A 17889-nucleotide genomic window follows, 5' to 3' on the forward strand; every position below is an offset into this window, starting at 1 on the left:
CGGGCGGGCGGTCAGTAGACGGGCAGGCGGCGGGGGCCGAGGTCGGTGGTGGCGGGTGGGCGGGCCAGGCGGACCGTCGCCCCGAGGACGGACAGGCCGCGCGGGGCGACGACGACCGGCTCCAGGTCGACGCCCACCACCTCGGGGTGGTCGTCGACGAGGCGGGAGACCCGCAGCAGCACCTCGGCCAGCGCCGCGGTGTCGACGGGCTGCGAACCGCGCCAGCCGAAGAGGAGAGGGGCGGCGCGGATCGAGCGGATCTGGGCGTCCACGTCACGGTCGGTGGCGGGGATGAGGCGGTGCGCGATGTCGCCCAGCAGTTGCGAGGGAGCGCCCGCCAGACCGAACGAGAGGACGGCGCCGGCCGCCGGGTCGATGGCGGCGCGGACCACCGTGTCGACACCGCGCGGCACCATCTTCTGGACGACCGGCGCCAGCTCCTCCGGGGTGCCGAGGGCGGCGGTCAGCTCGCCGTAGGTGCGGCGCAGGTCCTCCTCGTCGGCGATGTCCAGGCGGATACCGCCCAGGTCGCTGCGGTGGCGCAGGTGGGGGGCGGTGGTCTTGAGGGCGACGGGGTAGCCGAGGCGGGCGGCGGCGCGGACGGCGGCGTCCGGGCCGGGGGCGGGCAGCGACGGCTGGGTGGCGATGCCGTAGCGGGCCAGCAGGGCGGCGGCGTCCTCGGCGGGCAGCGGGACGGAGCGGCCGGGCGGCGGATCGAGGCGGTCCAGCAGCCGCGCGATGTCGGCACCGGCCGCGGCCTCCTCTATGTCGTCGTACGCGGGGACCCGGCCCGGCTCTCCGGCCTCCCGGCGCCAGGCGGCGTACCGCACAGCCTCGGCCAGGGCCCGGACGGCGCGCTCGGCGGCGGGGTAGGCGGGGAGCGGGGTGCGGGCGGGTGGATACGCGGGGGACGCGGGATCCGCGGCGGGGGCGGGCGCCGGGGACGCGGGGGCGGGGCCGGGGGCGGCGGGCGCTTCCGGCTCGGGCACGGCCCCGGTGTCCCGCGTGGTGGGGGCGGCGGTGGGCTCCGTGGGGCGGTTGAGCGAGGTGGTGGCACCGGTGGCCGGTGCGGCGGTCAGCCCCGGAGCATCGCCCCCGAGGTCCCCAGCGCCCCCGGGGACCTCGTCCGGCGCACCCGTTACGCCCGGGGCGGCGAGCGCCGTCGCGAGGGTGTCCATGGCGAGGTGGACGACGGCCACCGGTTTGGCGGGGCCGGCGGCGGCCGCCGAGCGGAGCGCCGCGGCCAGTTCCCCGGCCTCCCCGGGGGTGGCCGCGTCGCCCTCGCCCACCCAGGGGATCGCGGTGACCACGACGGCGTCGCAGCCCTCGCCCGCCAGCTCCTCGGTGAGGGCGGCGTGGAAGTCGTACGGGGTCGCGGCGGAGGGCAGCACCCGGGGGCGCCGCGGGCGCAGGCCCTCGGTCAGGCACGCGTCGTAGGCGAGAAGGGAGAGCGCCTCGGAGTTGCCGAGGACGGCGACGCGGGCTCCCGCCGGGAGCGGCTGGGAGGCGAGCAGCAGCCCGGCGTCGAGGAGTTCGGTGACGGTGTCGACGCGGATCACCCCGGCCTGCCGCATCAGGGCGGCGACGGTGCTGTCCGGGATGCGGACGGTGGGGACCGCGTGCCCCAGGGGCGCGGTGCCGTGGTGGCGGGCGCCCTTGGCGACGACGACCGGTTTGACGGCGGCGGTACGGCGGGCGAGGCGGGTGAACTTGCGGGGGTTGCCGATGGATTCGAGGTAGAGGATCGCGACGTCGGTTGCCGGGTCGTCGTACCAGTACTGGAGCAGGTCGTTCCCGGAGGCGTCGGCGCGGTTGCCCGCGGAGACGAAGGTGGAGACGCCGGCGGGCGAGCCGTCCCCGGGGCCGCGCTCGTGCAACCCGCTGAGCAGGGCGATGCCGATCGCGCCGGACTGGGTGAACAGTCCGATGCGCCCGGTGGCGGGCATCACCGGCGCGAACGAGGCGTTCAGCCGGACGCCGGGTGCGGTGTTGATCAGGCCGAAGGCGTTCGGGCCGATCAGGCGCATGCCGTAGGAGCGGGTACGGCGCAGCAGGGCGCGCTGGCGCTCGCGCCCCTCGGGCCCGGCCTCGGCGTACCCGGAGGAGAGGACCAGGACGCCCTGGACGCCGTGCTCCCCGCAGTCGTCGATCACCTCGGGGACGCGGTCGGCGGGGACGGCGATGACCGCGAGGTCGACGGGGCCGTCGATCTCCCGCAGGGAGCGGACGGCGGGGACGCCCTCGGGGTCGAGGCGGCCGGTCCCCTCGGGGAAGGCGTGGTTGACGGCGTGGACGCGGCCGGTGAAGCCGGAGTCGAGGAGGTGGCGCAGGGCGGTGCGGCCGACGCCGCCGGGCGCGCGGCCGGTGCCGATGACGGCGACCGACCCGGGGGCGAGGAGCCGCTGCATGGAGCGGGCCTCGGCGCGCTGCTCGCGGCCGCGCATCACGGCCATGGACTGCTCGGTCGGTTCGAGGTCGAATTCCAGCCGGACGACGCCGTCCTCGAAGGTGCGCTGCTGGACGTATCCGGCGTCCGTGAACACCTTGATCATCTTGGTGTTGGCGGGGAGCACCTCGGCGGCGAACCGGCGGATGCCGCGCTCCCGGGCGACCGCGGCGATGTGCTCCAGCAGCGCGGAGGCGACGCCGCGGCCCTGGTGGGCGTCCTGTACCAGGAAGGCGACCTCCGCCTGGTCGTCCTCCGGGGCCTTGGCCGGCCGGCCCCGGTCGTCGATCCGGTCGTAGCGGACGGTGGCGATGAACTCGCCGCCCACGGTGGCGGCGAGGCCGACCCGGTCGACGTAGTCGTGGTGGGTGAAGCGGTGCACGTCGCGGTCGGAGAGGCGGGGGTAGGGCGCGAAGAAACGGTAGTACTTCGACTCGTCCGAGACCTGCTCGTAGAAGGAGACCAGACGTGCGGCGTCGTCCGGGGTGATCGGGCGGATCCGGGCGGTGCCGCCGTCACGCAGCACCACATCGGCTTCCCAGTGGCTCGGGTACGCGTGATCCGGCGGCTGCTGCATGCGGACAGCGTACGGCCGGGCACCGACAACCGGCTCGGTGCGCGCGGGGCCGGTCGGGCGGTCCCCGGGCGGGGTGGGCGGGCCGGTGCGGACGTGGTGGGGAACACCGGGGGCGGGGCTTCTACGGCACCGGGGCCGACATGAGAGAGTGGTCTAGACAACCGTAACGACTTGAAGGGCAACACCATGGCTGAGCGCCGCGTCACTGTCGGTTGGGCCGAGGGGCTGCACGCCCGTCCCGCCTCGATCTTCGTCCGTGCGGCCACCGCCGCCGGAGTCCCCGTGACGATCGCCAAGACCGACGGCACCCCCGTGAACGCGGCCTCGATGCTCGCGGTGCTGGGCCTGGGCGCCCAGGGCGGCGAGGAGATCGTGCTCGCCTCGGACGCCGAAGGGGCGGAAGCCGCGCTGGAGCGCCTGGCGAAGCTGGTCGCCGAGGGGCTCGACGAGCTGCCGGAGACCGTCTGAACCGGGACGCCCCCACCGCCCCGCGACCGGGGCACGGCCCCGCCGCCACGACCGGACATGGTCACCGCGGCGGGGCCTTCCCTTTCCCGGACGCTCCCGCCGAGCGGCCCCCGCACGGACCACCGGGCTCGCGCCGCAGGGGCCGGATCCCACCCCGGCCCACGCGTTCCTTCACCACACGGGCGGCCGGCACACAGAAATGCACAATTCCACGGCGCGGGAATTCCCCGAGCCGGTCCGCTTTCCCCGCACGGCCGTTTCCGTAATTCCCCGCACGGTACCGAAAAGATCCCGCCACCGGCCCACCGCCCCGAATACCGGGCCTAGGCGGAACGCACCCGCCCGCTGCCGACGGAACGCGGCGGACGGCGTACCGCGGTCGCCGGGCGGCGGCGCGGACGGTACGCCGGGAGCGACCGCGCGATGTGCGACGCCATCAGGGCGCGCGCCGCCTCCGCGTCGCCCCGGGCCACCGCGTCCAGCACCGCGCCGTGGTCGTCCCACGTCTCCGCGTCCCGTGCCGGACGCTCGACGACGTACATCCAGTCGATCTTCCGGCGCACCTGGATCAGCAGCGCCGTCAGCCCCGGATTGCCCGCCGCCCGCGCCAGCGTCTCGTGGAACCAGCCGTCCAACCGGGGCAGATCGCCCGGGCAGCCGCGGTGAACCCGCTCCCTGCCGAGCCGCACCACGCCCCGTAACACCTTCAGATGCGCGTCGGTGCGGCGGGCGGCGGCGCGGGCGGCGCCCATCGGCTCCAGGAGCGCCCGCAGGTCCAGCAGGTCGGCCGCTTCCTGCGCGGTGGGCGCCGCGACACACGCCCCCGCATGGCGCCGCGCGGTGACGAACCCCTCGGACTGCAGGGTGCGCAGCGCCTCACGGACCGGCACCCGGGAGACGCCGTAACGGGCGGCCAGAAGCTCCTCGACGAGCCGGCTGCCCGGAAGCAGCGCGCCGGAGACGATGTCGTCGCGGATCGCCGTGGAGATGCGCTGCACGGAAATCTGGCCTCGCGTCATCGTGGGCGCCTCCACCGTCCTTCCCGGAAAACGCCGCCCCGCGGCGCCTTTTCGGCGACTCTATTCGACGGTGAAGGCTGCTTTACCGCCTTCACTTATTCATGGTGATCTTTTGGTGAGCACCTTTCCCGGCCCCGGGAAATCCGGCCACCCGCCACCGGACGCGACGGAGCCCCGGACGCCCTGTGGGGCGAGCCGGGGCTCCGGGGACCGCGTGGGGCGGACGTCAGACGTTGACGCCGTGCGCGCGCAGGTAGGCGATCGGGTCGATGTCCGAGCCGTAGTCCGGGCCGGTACGGGCCTCGAAGTGCAGGTGGGCACCGGTGACGTTGCCGGTCGCGCCGGACAGACCGATCTGCTGACCGGGCATCACCCGCTGGCCGACCGAGACGCCGAGCTGCGACATGTGGCCGTACTGGGTGTAGGTGCCGTCGTTCATCTTGATGACGATGTTGTTGCCGTACGCCCCGCCCCAGCCCGCCTCGACGACGGTGCCCGCGCCGACGGCGTGCACGCTCGTGCCGGTGGCGGCGTGGAAGTCGATGCCGGTGTGCGAACCGGAGGACCACAGTCCGCTGGACGCCTGGTAGGCGGTGGAGACGTACGAGCCGGAGATCGGCGCGACGAAGGCGTTGAGGCGCTTGCGCTCCTCCTCGCGGGCCGCGCGGACCTTCGCCTCGTGCCGCTTGTCGGCCGCCGCCTTGGCGGCCTTGGCCTGCTTCTCCGCCTCGGCCTCGGCCTTCGCCTTGGCCTCGGCCGTCTCGGCGACGGCCTGCTGCGCGTCGGCCTGGGCCTCGACCCGCTCGGCGAGTTCGTCACCGATGACGACGGCGCGGTGCAGACCGGTGTCGTGCGCGGCACCGGACGTGGCGGCCATCGCGGGCGAGGCGACGGAGGCGACGACGCCGGTGGCGGCGAGACCCGCGACGGAGGCGATGTTGCGGGTCGTCCGGGCACTGCGGCTCGGACGGCGGTGTTTCCCGGTGGCACGGGTGAACGCCATGTGCTGGCTGATCCTTTCCTTCCTTCTCGCCTACCGGGTTAGCTGACGGGTTCGGAGCAGGAAGGTCTCCTACGGGCTCCTCCGGAAGAGGCGCCCGATTCACCCCAGGGGACATGTGGGTCCCCGGCTCCCCTGGCTCGCGCCGTACGGGGACTCGGCGATGACTGCCCGGTGCCGCGGTTGCGGCGTGCTACTGACGGACAGCGCGCATGACGCTAATCGTGGCAACTTTCAATCGGCAAACAGAAACGCCATATTGTGCGTTACACCACACCGTGACAGCGGAACCAAAACCGGACATACGAACGATCCCGGGGGTGGATGACCACCCCCGGGATCCCGTTCCGTCCCACTCTGCCGAGCCTCCGTACCGGAAGCCGGCGCCGCGGTGACCCGGTCGGGCCACCGCTCCACCGGGCCGTCAGCCGCTGACGACCTTCACCTCGCCGATGCCCAGTGCCCGCACCGGCTCGGCGATCTGCGCCGCGTCACCGACCAGCACCGTCACCAGCCGGTCGGCCGGGAAGGCGCTGACCACGGCGGCGGTCGCCTCGACCGTGCCGGTCTCGGCCAGCCGCGCGTAGAGCTGCGCCTGGTAGTCGTCCGGCAGGTGCTGCTCCACCTGGTCGGCGAGGGTCCCCGCGACCGCCGCCGCCGTCTCGTACTTCAGCGGCGCGACACCGACGAGGTTCTGCACCGCGACGTCCCGCTCGGCGTCCGTCAGGCCCTCCGCCGCGAGGGTGCGCAGCACCTTCCACAGGTCGTCCAGGGCCGGCCCGGTGGACTCCGTGTCGACCGAGCCGCTGATCGCCAGCAGCGAGGCACCGACCGGGCCGCCGGGCGCGTCCGGCGCCGACGACCGCAGCACCTGCCCGAAGGAGCGCACCCCGTAGGTGTAGCCCTTCTCCTCCCGCAGCACCCGGTCCAGACGCGACGTCAGCGTGCCGCCCAGGCAGTACGTGCCGAGGACCTGCGCGGGCCACTGGCGGTCGTGGCGGTCGGCGCCGATCCGGCCGATGAGCAACTGCGTCTGCACCGCGCCGGGGCGGTCGACGATCACCACACGGCCGGTGTCGTCCGCGGTGATCGGCGTGACGGTGACCGGCTCGGCGGCGGCACCCTGCCACACGCCCAGCGTGTCGGCGAGCGCCGCGTCCACGTCGATGCCGGTGAAGTCACCGACGATCACCGCGGTGGCCGCCGCGGGCCGCACGTGCGCGGCGTAGAACGCCCGGACAGCCGCCGCGTCGATGCGTCCGACGGTCTCCTCGGTGCCCTGCCGGGGGCGCGACATCCGGGACGACGCGGGGAACAGCTCCTTGGACAGCGCCATCGCGGCGCGGCGCCCCGGGTTGGCCAGCTCGTGCGGGATCTCGTCGAGGCGGTTGCGCACCAGGCGCTCCACCTCGCTCTCGGGGAAGGCGGGGGCGCGCAGCGCGTCGGCGAGCAACCCCAGGGCGCGCGGCAGCCGGGAGGCCGGGACCTCCAGGGAGACACGGACACCGGAGTGGTCGGCGTGCGCGTCCAACGTGGCGCCGCACCGCTCCAGTTCGGCGGCGAACTCCTCGGCGTCGTGCCGGTCGGTGCCCTCCGACAGCGCCCGCGCCATGATCGTCGCGACGCCGTCCAGCCCCGCCGGCTCGGTCTCCAGCGGCGCGACGATGTCGACCTCGACGGCGACGACCTGCTGGCCGGGGCGGTGGCTGCGCAGCACCGTCAGGCCGTTGGGCAGCGCACCGCGCTCGGGCGCCGGGAAGGCCCACGGCCTGGGCGCCCCGCCCTTGGGCTGCGGGTGGAAGGTCATCTCGCTCATGGCCAGGTCCTCGCGGGTGGTGGCGTCGCTCACCGGTCCGCCTCCTCGTCGTTGTCGGCGCTGTCGTCGGCGGCGGTCGGCTCGTACACGAGCACCGCGCGGTTGTCGGGGCGCAGCCGGGCCTGGGCGACGGCCTGCACCTCCTCGGGCGTGATGTCCAGGACACGCCCCACGGCGGTCAGCGCGAGCTGCGGGTCGCCGAACAGGACGGCGTAGCGGCACAGTTCGTCGGCGCGGCCGCTGACCGTCGCGAGGCGGTCGAGCCACTCGCGCTCCAGTTGGGCCTGCGCCCGCTCCATCTCCTCCGGGGTGGGCCCCTCGGCGGCGAACCGGGCCAGTTCCTCGTCGACGGCGCTCTCGATGTCCGCGACCTCCACACCGCCGGACGTCTTCACGTCCAGCCAGCCCAGGGACGGCGCACCGGCCAGCCGCAGCAGACCGAACCCGGCGGCGACGGCGGAGCGGTCGCGGCGCACCAGGCGGTTGTACAGGCGCGAGGACTCGCCGCCGCCCAGCACGGTCAGCGCGAGATCGGCGGCGTCCGCCTCACGGGTGCCGTCGTGCGGCAGGCGGTAGGCCGCCATCAGGGCGCGGGCGGGTACCTCCTCCTCGACGACCTCCCGTAGCTGGCCGCCGATGATCTCCGGCAGCTCACCGCTGCGCGGCGGCTGCTTGCCGTCGTGCGAGGGGATCGACCCGAAGTACTTCTCGATCCAGGCGAGCGTCTGCTCGGGGTCGATGTCACCGACCACCGACAGGACCGCGTTGTTGGGCGCGTAATAGGTGCGGAAGAACGCCCGCGCGTCCTCCAGGGACGCCGCGTCCAGATCGGCCATCGACCCGATGGGCGTGTGGTGGTACGGGTGCCCCTCCGGGTACGCCATCGCCGTCAGCTTCTCGAACGCCGTGCCGTAGGGGACGTTGTCGTACCGCTGGCGGCGTTCGTTCTTGACGACGTCGCGCTGGTTCTCCAGGGACTCCTCGTCGAGCGCCGTCAGGAGGGAGCCCATGCGGTCCGCCTCCAGCCAGAGCGCCAGCTCCAGCTCATGGGCGGGCATGGTCTCGAAGTAGTTGGTGCGCTCGAAGCTCGTGGTGCCGTTCAGCGAGCCGCCGGCGCCCTGCACCAGCTCGAAGTGGCCGTTCCCCTTGACCTGCGCGGACCCCTGGAACATCAGGTGCTCGAAGAGGTGGGCCAGGCCCGTGCGGCCCTTGACCTCGTGGCGGGAGCCGACGTCGTACCAGAGGCAGACCGCCGCCACCGGTGTCAGAGGATCCACCGAGAGCACCACGCGCAGGCCGTTGGCCAGCCGGTGCTCGGTCGCTGTCAGGCCGCCGGAGCCGGCTTTTTCTGTGGCCGTGTGACCCATGGGCATGTACGTCCCTTCGATCCGCTTGCGAAGAAGTCCTGTCACTGTATGCAACCGCGCCGACATCTGGCGAAGTTCCCGCCCGACCGCCCCCGTACGAGCGGCGGCGGGCGCGCCACGGCCCGTGGAGGGGAGTCGCGTCCGGCGTTGTCGGTGGGGCGGTCCACAATGGTCCGCGTCAAAGTCAGCAGACTCACCGGTCGATCCCCCGCCGGTCGGAACGGCAGCTTTTCACCAACGGCCGGCCGACCCACCACATCGACATGTAGACGCAGCAGAAGGAGCCGCAGCCGCGATGGCCCGCCGCAGCACGAAGACCCCGCCGCCGGACGACTTCGAGGAGAGGATCCTCGACATCGACGTCGTCGACGAGATGCAGGGTTCCTTCCTCGAGTACGCGTATTCGGTCATCTACTCCCGCGCCCTGCCGGACGCCCGGGACGGCATGAAGCCCGTGCAGCGCCGCATCCTCTACCAGATGAACGAGATGGGCCTGCGCCCCGACCGCGGCTACGTCAAGTGCGCCCGCGTTGTCGGCGAGGTCATGGGCAAGCTGCACCCCCACGGCGACGCCTCCATCTACGACGCCCTGGTGCGCATGGCGCAGCCGTTCTCGATGCGGCTGCCCCTGGTGGACGGCCACGGCAACTTCGGCTCGCTCGGTAACGACGACCCGCCCGCCGCGATGCGGTACACCGAGTGCCGGATGGCGTCCCCGTCGTCCCTGATGACGGAGTCGATCGACGAAGACACCGTCGACTTCACGCCGAACTACGACGGCCAGGAGCAGGAGCCGGTCACGCTCCCCGCCGCGTACCCGAACCTCCTGGTCAACGGCGCGTCCGGGATCGCTGTCGGTATGGCGACAAATATGCCGCCGCACAACCTCGGCGAGGTCATCGCCGCCGCCCGCCACCTCATCAAGCACCCCAACGCCGACCTCGAAACGCTGATGCGGTTCGTGCCGGGCCCCGACCTGCCCACCGGTGGCCGGATCGTGGGGCTGGGCGGCGTACGTGACGCGTACGAGAAGGGCCGCGGCACCTTCAAGATCCGCGCCACGGTCGCCGTCGAGAACGTCACCGCGCGCCGCAAGGGCATCGTCGTCACCGAACTGCCCTTCAGCGTCGGCCCCGAGAAGGTCATCTCGAAGATCAAGGACCTGGTCGGCTCGAAGAAGCTGCAGGGCATCGCCGACGTCAAGGACCTCACCGACCGCGAACACGGTCTGCGCCTGGTCATCGAGATCAAGAACGGCTTCAACCCCGAGGCCGTCCTGGAGCAGCTCTACAAGCTGACGCCGATGGAGGAGTCCTTCGGCATCAACAACGTCGCCCTCGTCGACGGCCAGCCGCTGACCCTGGGGCTGAAGGAGCTGCTGGAGGTCTACGTCGACCACCGCTTCGAGGTCGTCCGGCGGCGCAGCGAGTTCCGCCGCGGCAAGCGCCGCGACCGGCTCCACCTGGTGGAGGGCCTGCTCACCGCCCTTGTCGACATCGACGAGGTCATCCGCCTCATCCGCTCCAGCGAGAACAGCGCCCAGGCCAAGGAGCGGCTGATCGAGCGCTTCTCCCTGAGCGACGTCCAGACGCAGTACATCCTGGACACGCCGCTGCGCCGGCTCACCAAGTTCGACCGCATCGAGCTGGAGTCGGAGCGCGACACGCTGCGCTCCGAGATCGAACAGCTGACCCGCATCCTGGAGTCGGACGCCGAGCTGCGCAAGCTGGTCTCCGGCGAACTCGCCGCCGTCGCCAAGAAGTACGGCACCGAGCGCCGCACCGTCCTGCTGGAGTCCGCCGGCACCTCGGTCGCCGCGGTGCCCCTGGAGGTCTCCGACGACCCGTGCCGGGTGCTGCTGTCGTCGACGGGGCTGCTGGCCCGCACCGCGGGCGTGGACACCCCGTTCGACGCCGACGCCAAGCGGGTCAAGCACGACGTCATCGTCTCCGCCGTGCCCGCGACCGCCCGCGGTGAGGTCGGCGCCGTGACCTCGGCGGGACGGCTGCTGCGCCTGCCGGTGATCGACCTGCCGCAGCTTCCCGAGACGGCGGCCGCGCCCAGCCTCGCCGGCGGCGCGCAGCTGTCGGAATTCCTGACGCTGCAGGACGGCGAGAGCCTGATCTGCCTGACCACGCTCGACGAGTCCTCACCGGGTCTCGCGCTCGGTACGGAACAGGGCATCGTCAAACGCGTGGTGCCCGACTACCCGGCGCACAGGGACGAGTTGGAGGTCATCACCCTCAAGGACGGCGACCGTATCGTCGGCGCTGCCGAACTGCGCACCGGCGAGGAGGACCTGGTCTTCATCACCGACGAGGCACAACTGCTGCGGTACCCGGCGGCGCAGGTCCGGCCGCAGGGCCGCCCGGCAGGCGGTATGGCGGGCGTCAAGCTCGGCGCGGGCGCCAAGGTGCTCTCGTTCAGCGCCGTCGATCCGGCGGCCGACGCGATGGTCTTCACCGTCGCCGGCTCCCACGGCACGCTCGACGACTCGGTGGCGACCGCCAAGATCACGCCGTTCGACCAGTACCCGCGCAAGGGCCGCGCCACCGGCGGCGTCCGCTGCCAACGCTTCCTGAAGGGCGAGGACTGCCTCACCCTCGCCTGGGCGGGCACCGCCCCCGCCCGCGCCGCCGACGCCAAGGGCGCCCCGGTCCCCCTCCCGGAACCGGACCCGCGCCGCGACGGCTCCGGCGTCCCGCTCACCAAGCCGGTGGCGGCGCTGGCGGGCCCGGCGTAGTGGCATGAGTTGTCCGGCGTAGCGGCATGACGGGGCGGCTGTCGGCCGCTGGTGTCTGTAGCAGTGGCCGACAGTGGTGGCCAGGTGCTGGTGGGGGCGTTCCTGTACCGCGTGAGGTGGTGGAGGGGCGCCCCCTTCGGCGTGCGCGGGGCGGTGACAACGCGTGGAGGTGTGCGTGCGGGCAGGCTGCTGTCACTGCTGCCTGGCGGGGCGGAAGCGGGGGGCGAGGCGCGGGGTGCTGCTGCCCTTCTGCGTCTGCCCCTCGCGCTCTTCGATTCTCCTGCTATCCCTCTTGGCCGTCCTGGTCATCGCGGTCGGCGACGTAACGCAGGACGCCCCACATGGCGCGCTCCAGCAGGCTGTCGTCGGGGGAGGGCGGGGCGCCGTCGTGCGGTGAGGTGGAGTGGGGTGGAGTGGTGTCTCGGGGCGGCGTTGCGTTCTGGGGCGGCCGGTTGTGCGTAAGTGCGTCATCGGGGGGCGGGGCGGCGGTGACAGTCACCGCTTCCGGCATCCTGCAGGCGCTCAGCTGCTCGCCCAACGACTCCGCATCAATACCGCTGCCGATGAGAACGAGCTGCGTACAGCGCTCTTCACCGCGCTCCCAGGACGTCGGGTAGAAGCGGAGAAAGTCACCCACCGCGTGAACCCCGAACTTCTGCCGGCTTCCCGGAACATCGAAGTGCACGAACCCCTTGATGCGGTACAAACCTGCTGGACGACTGTCGAGGAAATCCATCAGCCGACGCGGGTGCAGGGCGATACGCGAGGTGAACTCCACGCTCTGGTACCCGCTGTGCAGGTGTCGGCCGTGACAGTCGCCCGGGCAAGGCTCACCGTCGGCGTGGCTATGCCCCCCGTGCAACGGTGACTGTCGCTTCCCCTCCCGCGACGGGTCATGCGCCTGCGCGGCGCCGCCTCCCGCATCGCTCAGGTCGTTGGGTGATTGAGTTTGCTGACTGTCATGGAACGCGGTACCCGACTCACAGTCACTCTCCGAGCCGAGCCGCGGCACCGCCTCCTCGTCACGGTGATAGGCGGCACGGTAGTCGGCCGTTTCCCGCAAGAGGTCCTCGAACGACAGCTGCTTCACCGCCGGCTCGCAGTCATCTCCCGGCCCGCGATCGAAGAACATCTCCGGGGCGATACGTCCGTAAGCCGCGCAGATCACGGGCCGCCCGGGCGCTAGCTCACTCAAAGTGTTGGTGAGCCGTTCGCGCTGCTCGTCCCCGATGCGGTCAGCCTTGTTGAGCACGACCAAGTCGGCGATCCCCACATGCCGATCAAGTTCGGGATGGCGCTCCCGGGTCGCATCGAATTCGGCGGCATCAACCACTTCGACCAGCCCACCGTAAACAATCCGCTTGTTTTCGCTGGCGAGGATCATACGGATGAGTTCCTGAGGTTCGGCCAAGCCACTGGCCTCGACGACGATGACGTCGATACGGGCCGCGGGCCGTGCAAGTCGTTCCAGGTACTCGTCCAACTCGCTGGTGTCGACCGCGCAGCACAGGCATCCGTTGCCGAGCGAAACCATCGAGTCGACCTGACCAGCGACTGTCATCGCATCGATCTCGATGCTCCCGAAGTCGTTGACGATGGCACCGATGCGCGTGCCGTCGCCCGCTGCCAGGAGGTGGTTGAGCAACGTGGTCTTGCCCGATCCCAGAAAGCCGGCGAGGACGACGACCGGGATCTGCTGCGTGGCCAAGGGGGCGCCTCCATGGTTCGGAGGCCGGACCGCGGCACAATGACGGACCGAGCGGACCGGCGGAAAACGGGCTGCCGATCGTAACGGACCCCTGAGCTACACCCAGGTGATGCAGCCCGCCCAATGAGATAGGCAACCGCGCCCACGACAGCCAATCCGGCCGTCCAGACGCTCCACGCCGTGGCTCGCGCCCCCACGGACCGGCCTGCGACCTCACGGCAGCACCCGAACCGTCAGACCAACGCGGGCCACAGCTTCTGCGGCCGTGGCCCCGACACCCTGAACTGCGGTGCCTCATCCCGAGGTACAGGCATAGGCAGGAGAGGAGCTGCCCCCTCCGCCCATGCCCTGCGCTGTCGAGGTCGCAGATCACTCTGGTCGCTGAGCAACCTGGGGCACACCTACCCCCGCCTTGGTCGCCGAGACCGCCCGGTACCACGCCGACCAGGCCCGCCGGCGGGCCGCGCCACCCCACGTGGCCCCCTCGTAGCAGCAGACTTCCTACGCCGCCTGCGGTCATCGCCCGTCACTACATGAAGATGGTGGTCATTTCGGCGCCCATCGCGGGGCTCTTCGCCTTCGATCTCTCCGAGCCCGTCCGCCGACTGTTCCCCGGTCGGCGGACCGCCTCCCTCCGCCCCCACCCCAGGCAGGTTAGGCTTACCTTCGTGAGCACCTGCACCCTGGCTTCCCGCGAAGGCGCCGAGCCCCTCGCCGGAACGGCTGCCACTGCCCGAACCTGGCTGCTCGTCGAGCAACCAGGCCCGTGGGGAGCTCAGGCACTGACGAACAGCCGCCTCGATCCGGAGCTCGGCCGAGCCCTGACGGCGGCCACCGACGGAACAGGTGTCCGAGTCGCATTGATTCGGCGCCCCGGCCCGTCCAGCAGGAGAAACACTGTGCTCCGGCGCCGGGTGTTCCTCGCACACACCGCTCCGGGCCACTCCTGGATCCGCACCACCACCCTCGCCGATCCGAAGGTCCTGCCCCGGCTGGACTTCACCGCTGCGGCGGCCGGCCATCACGGAGGCATCTGGGACGCCTACTCCGGCCCCCCTCTTGTCCTCGTCTGCACGAACGGCAAGCGGGACAAGTGCTGCGCCCTCCTGGGCCGCCCGCTTGCCGCCGACCTCGCGAACACCGGGACCGAAACCTGGGAAGTCACCCACATCGGTGGCCACCGCTTCGCGCCGACTCTTGTCGTCCTGCCCTTCGGATACGCCTACGGTCGCGCCTCGGCCGAACTGGTCAGGAACGCCGTCGCCGCGGCGGACAACGGACAGATCGTGCTCGACCACTGCCGAGGACGCTCCACCTGGGACCGGCCGGCGCAGGCGGCCGACCTCGCCGTCCGGGACATGCTGAGGGAGTACCGCGCGGACGCACTCGACGTCGTACGGACCGAACCGGTGCGGCCCGAAACGGGGTACGCCGAGCGTCCGACCTCCCCTCTCCCCTCGTTGTCCGTGACCGTCGCCCATTCCGATGGCCGTATGTGGCAGGTGCTGGTCGAACAACGGACCGACGGCGCTCCTGCGCCCGCGAGCTGTGGCTCGCTGCTCGGCCCACCTGCGCGTATGGCCGTTACGGCGATCACCCGCCTCAGCAGCAGTTCGCTCGCGGGCCTGGGCAGTGGTCGTCTCGTCCCAGCGTCCTGACGTACTTACGGCAGCATGCCGACGAGCCTGCCTGGAAGCCGTTGCCTCCACCTCACGGGCCGGTACAGCCACCCGCTGCCCCCTCTTCCCAGCCCTCTTCGATCGGAAGGCCAAAACAACCGCGGCGGCGATGCCGACTCCGAGCACCGACCACACAAGGTGCACATCTCGCCGACCACGCGCTTGCGGCAGCACCTCCCGTACTGCACCGCTCCGTGTTGTTGCTGTCATCCCTGCATCTCCCCCGCTCACTGCATCGCGCGCGGTGACATCGAACATTCACAGTCGTCTCCGTCCGAGCCCGGAAGTTCCGGCGTCCCCGCTCTCTCTTCGCGAGGTTAGAACTTCACAATCTGCAGCCGAAAGCCCTGTGGATAACTCTGCTGTCGCTTACTCTGGGCACTCGACAATCCCTTCCGTTACCGAACGAATACCAGCAGTACAGAGGCCGCGACCCGCACTGTGAGCGATTACCGAGGGGCCGCCGACCACCCTTACGCTTCGTCCACATGGGTGAGCCGGAAAGACCACAGCCTCCGAGCCCGAGCACGGAAAAGCCGTCGGGCCTCACCAGCCTGCCCGCGCCACCAGGCGGCGAAGACCGAGGCACCCCACCCTCCATGCCCGGCACGCCCCGCCGACCGCCGGCGTGCCGGAGAAGACGAACGGCCACTACCGACCATCGGGTCGCTCCACGCTGGTCGGTGCGACCACGCCTCCACTGGCCGCGTCGCGTCTTCGCGCAGGTCCTGATGGTGCAGTTGGCCATAGCCACCGGTGTGACAGCGCTCGCCACCGGTCTCTTCCTGGCCCCGCTCAGCGCGGAACTCGACAACCAGGCGATGCACCGCGCCCTCGCGATCGCCCAGACCACCGCTGCCGAGCCCCGGCTGGACAACGCACTGGAGAGCTCACCCCCCACACGAAACGGCCCCGTCCAACGGGCAGCCGAACGAATCCGCAATGCCACCGGCGCCGAATACGTCGTGGTCATGAACCGGCAGGGAGTGCGCTGGTCCCACACCGACCCGCACGAAATCGGACGGCATGTCTCCACCGATCCGAGCTTGGCTCTCACCGGCCGCGAGGTCATGGAGATCGATGACGGCACCCTCGGTCGGTCCGCCCGCGGCAAGGTACCGCTGCGCAACGACAGAAAGGAGATCATCGGTGCCGTCTCTGTAGGCATCGCCTACGAAAGTGTGCATGAACGGCTTCTGTCGACCGTCCCTCGGCTGCTCGCCTACGCGGGCGGCGCCCTGGCCGTAGGCGCACTCGCCGCATACCTGGTCGCTCGCCGCTTGCAGCGCCGTACGCACGACCTGGCGTTCTCCGACATCTCCGCACTGCTCAGCGAGCGGGAGGCGATGCTGCACGGCATCCGCGAGGGGTTTCTCGCCCTCGACCGCAACAGACACATCCGCTTGATGAACGACGAGGCTCAGCGACTCCTGGACCTGCCCCCTGAAGCCATCGGAACGGTCGTGGACACCGCCCTCCCCCCTGGCCGAACAGCGGATGTGCTGGCCGGCCGGGTGTCAGGGGCGGACCTGTTGGCCGTCAGCGGCCAACGTGTTCTCGTGGTCAACCGGATGCCCACCGACGACGGTGGCGCAGTGGTCACGCTGCGGGACCGTACCGAATTGGAACGGCTGGGACGCGAACTGGACGGCACCCGAGGACTCATCGACGCGCTACGCGCCCAGGACCACGAACACGCCAACCGGCTCCACACACTCCTCGGTCTGCTGGAACTAGGACTCCATGACGAGGCCAGCTCCTTCATCACCCAGGCGGTCGGTGCCCACCGAGCAACCGCCGAACAGGTCACGGAGCGCGTTCACGACCCCCTGGTGGCGTCTCTCCTTGTCGGCAAAGCGACTGTGGCAACCGAACGTGGTGCCTCACTCACCCTCGCCTCCGACACTCACCTTCCCGACCGACTCATAGACCCGCACAGTGTGGTCACTGTTCTCGGCAATCTGGTGGACAACGCCCTCGATGCCACAGCGACAGTTCCCGACGCACAGTTGGAGGTGCGGGTCCACACAAACCGGCGGACGGCGATCGTCTGCGTCAGTGACAACGGTCCCGGGGTCCCGGCAGGCCATCGTGCTTCGGTTTTCACCGAGGGGTGGACGACGAAAGAGCCGCCGCCCCATGGGCAGCGTGGCATCGGTTTGGCGCTTGTACAAAGGCTCGCCGAGCGCTACGGCGGCACCACGACGATCGGTGATCGTCCCGGAGGAGGAGCGGTCTTCACAGTCACTCTCCCCGATGCGCTGTCCGACGAGTTGTCCGAGAAGCGCCCGGCTCCCCTAAGGCAGATCGCCAAGACAAGCTCTCCGCGGAACGACGGCCCCACCGCATCCGTGTTCCCCGATGAAGTGACAGGAACCCACCAGTGATCAACGTCGCGGTCGTGGATGACGACGTTCAGGTGGCGAAAATCAATGCTGCCTATGTCGACAAAGTGGCGGGCTTCCAGGTCAGTTGTCTCGCCCATACCGCATCCCAGGCTCACGAAGCGCTGCGCACCCATGCAGTCGACCTGATCCTCCTGGACCACTACCTTCCCGATGGCACGGGCCTGCAACTGGTGAGCAACCTACGAAGTCGCGGCATCCCCACGGACGTAATCATGGTGACCGCGGCACGCGACGTCACGACGGTTCAGGCAGCAATGCGGTTCGGTGCGCTGCAGTACCTCGTCAAGCCCTTCACGTTCGCCGGCATGCGCTCCAAATTGGAGGCGTACGCCGCCTTGCGCCGCACCTTCGAGAGCGGCGGGCAGACCGAGCAGTCAGAAGTCGACAGGATCTTCGGAGCTCTGGGGACAGCCGGTGCGGAGGCGGCAGAACTTCCCAAAGGCCACTCTGCCGCGACCGCCGACCGCGTGCGCTCCGTTCTCCGTACCGCTGACGCGCCCATGTCCGCTCAGGACGTCGCCGTACGGGCCGGGCTCAGTCGTCAGACAGCGCAGCGCTACCTGAAACTGCTGGAACGGACGGGACGCGTCCGGCTCACTCTCAGGTACGGCGAGACCGGACGCCCCGAGCATCGCTATGCATGGGTATGAGCATATGG

At 71.0% G+C, this 17889-nt stretch carries 11 protein-coding genes and 1 riboswitch; of the genes, 5 read left to right on the forward strand and 6 right to left on the reverse strand.

The window, feature by feature from the left end; translation table 11 throughout:
* Positions 1-11: 11 nt before the first annotated feature.
* The gene (locus ACGH2B_RS05085) at positions 12-3023 is read right to left on the reverse strand and encodes a GNAT family N-acetyltransferase (RefSeq protein WP_399084728.1); all 3012 of its coding nucleotides are present in this window, start codon (positions 3021-3023) and stop codon (positions 12-14) included.
* A 186-nt stretch (positions 3024-3209) separates the two neighbouring features.
* Here ACGH2B_RS05085 and ACGH2B_RS05090 point away from each other — a divergent pair, with 186 nt between their 5' ends.
* Positions 3210-3491, forward strand: coding sequence for an HPr family phosphocarrier protein (locus ACGH2B_RS05090; protein WP_399084731.1), 282 nt, complete (start codon positions 3210-3212; stop codon positions 3489-3491).
* 323 nt (positions 3492-3814) lie between these two features.
* Here the strand turns inward: ACGH2B_RS05090 and ACGH2B_RS05095 are convergent, their stop codons facing one another.
* The 4 genes from ACGH2B_RS05095 to ACGH2B_RS05110 form a co-directional block, all read right to left on the reverse strand.
* A complete protein-coding gene (locus ACGH2B_RS05095) occupies positions 3815-4510 on the reverse strand; it encodes a GntR family transcriptional regulator (protein WP_399084734.1) in 696 nt (231 codons plus the stop codon).
* Between the two features lie 226 nt (positions 4511-4736).
* Entirely contained in the window at positions 4737-5513 is a 777-nt protein-coding gene (locus tag ACGH2B_RS05100) for a M23 family metallopeptidase (RefSeq protein WP_399084737.1), read from the reverse strand.
* A 12-nt stretch (positions 5514-5525) separates the two neighbouring features.
* A riboswitch (cyclic di-AMP (ydaO/yuaA leader) is annotated at positions 5526-5683 on the reverse strand.
* A gap of 251 nt (positions 5684-5934) precedes the next feature.
* A complete protein-coding gene (locus ACGH2B_RS05105) occupies positions 5935-7317 on the reverse strand; it encodes a M16 family metallopeptidase (protein WP_399096717.1) in 1383 nt (460 codons plus the stop codon).
* Between the two features lie 38 nt (positions 7318-7355).
* Positions 7356-8693, reverse strand: a complete 1338-nt coding sequence (locus ACGH2B_RS05110) for a M16 family metallopeptidase (RefSeq protein ID WP_399096720.1) — start codon at positions 8691-8693, stop codon at positions 7356-7358.
* A 295-nt stretch (positions 8694-8988) separates the two neighbouring features.
* On the opposite strand from ACGH2B_RS05110, the gene ACGH2B_RS05115 reads away from it, so the two are divergent.
* Positions 8989-11436: a DNA topoisomerase (ATP-hydrolyzing) subunit A gene (locus ACGH2B_RS05115; RefSeq protein WP_399084740.1), complete on the forward strand. Its 2448-nt coding sequence runs from the start codon at positions 8989-8991 to the stop codon at positions 11434-11436.
* A 283-nt stretch (positions 11437-11719) separates the two neighbouring features.
* Here ACGH2B_RS05115 and ACGH2B_RS05120 read toward each other — a convergent pair whose 3' ends face one another.
* A complete protein-coding gene (locus tag ACGH2B_RS05120; protein WP_399084743.1) occupies positions 11720-13144 on the reverse strand; it encodes a CobW family GTP-binding protein in 1425 nt (474 codons plus the stop codon).
* A gap of 668 nt (positions 13145-13812) precedes the next feature.
* Here ACGH2B_RS05120 and ACGH2B_RS05125 point away from each other — a divergent pair.
* The 3 genes from ACGH2B_RS05125 (at position 13813) to ACGH2B_RS05135 (ending at position 17881) form a co-directional block, all read left to right on the forward strand.
* Positions 13813-14802: a sucrase ferredoxin gene (locus ACGH2B_RS05125; RefSeq protein WP_399084746.1), complete on the forward strand. Its 990-nt coding sequence runs from the start codon at positions 13813-13815 to the stop codon at positions 14800-14802.
* 752 nt (positions 14803-15554) lie between these two features.
* Positions 15555-17210 (forward strand): ATP-binding protein, encoded by a 1656-nt coding sequence (locus ACGH2B_RS05130; RefSeq protein WP_399084749.1) that lies wholly within the window; start codon positions 15555-15557, stop codon positions 17208-17210.
* Positions 17207-17881: a response regulator gene (locus ACGH2B_RS05135; RefSeq protein ID WP_399084752.1), complete on the forward strand. Its 675-nt coding sequence runs from the start codon at positions 17207-17209 to the stop codon at positions 17879-17881. The genes ACGH2B_RS05130 and ACGH2B_RS05135 overlap by 4 nt, the downstream gene beginning before the upstream one ends.
* The last annotated feature ends 8 nt before the right edge of the window (positions 17882-17889 follow it).

The organism is Streptomyces sp. BBFR2 (assembly GCF_044497305.1).
Lineage (GTDB): Bacteria > Actinomycetota > Actinomycetes > Streptomycetales > Streptomycetaceae > Streptomyces.

Bases quoted from the DNA above. Each gene is read 5' to 3' on its own strand.
- ACGH2B_RS05130 (WP_399084749.1), top strand. From the start codon at position 15,555: ATGGTGCAGTTGGCCATAGCCACCGGTGTGACAGCGCTCGCCACCGGT.
- ACGH2B_RS05100 (WP_399084737.1), bottom strand. From the start codon at position 5,513: ATGGCGTTCACCCGTGCCACCGGGAAACACCGCCGTCCGAGCCGCAGT.
- ACGH2B_RS05115 (WP_399084740.1), top strand. From the start codon at position 8,989: ATGGCCCGCCGCAGCACGAAGACCCCGCCGCCGGACGACTTCGAGGAG.
- ACGH2B_RS05085 (WP_399084728.1), bottom strand. From the start codon at position 3,023: ATGCAGCAGCCGCCGGATCACGCGTACCCGAGCCACTGGGAAGCCGAT.
- ACGH2B_RS05105 (WP_399096717.1), bottom strand. From the start codon at position 7,317: ATGACCTTCCACCCGCAGCCCAAGGGCGGGGCGCCCAGGCCGTGGGCC.
- ACGH2B_RS05095 (WP_399084734.1), bottom strand. From the start codon at position 4,510: ATGACGCGAGGCCAGATTTCCGTGCAGCGCATCTCCACGGCGATCCGC.
- ACGH2B_RS05110 (WP_399096720.1), bottom strand. From the start codon at position 8,693: ATGGGTCACACGGCCACAGAAAAAGCCGGCTCCGGCGGCCTGACAGCG.
- ACGH2B_RS05090 (WP_399084731.1), top strand. From the start codon at position 3,210: ATGGCTGAGCGCCGCGTCACTGTCGGTTGGGCCGAGGGGCTGCACGCC.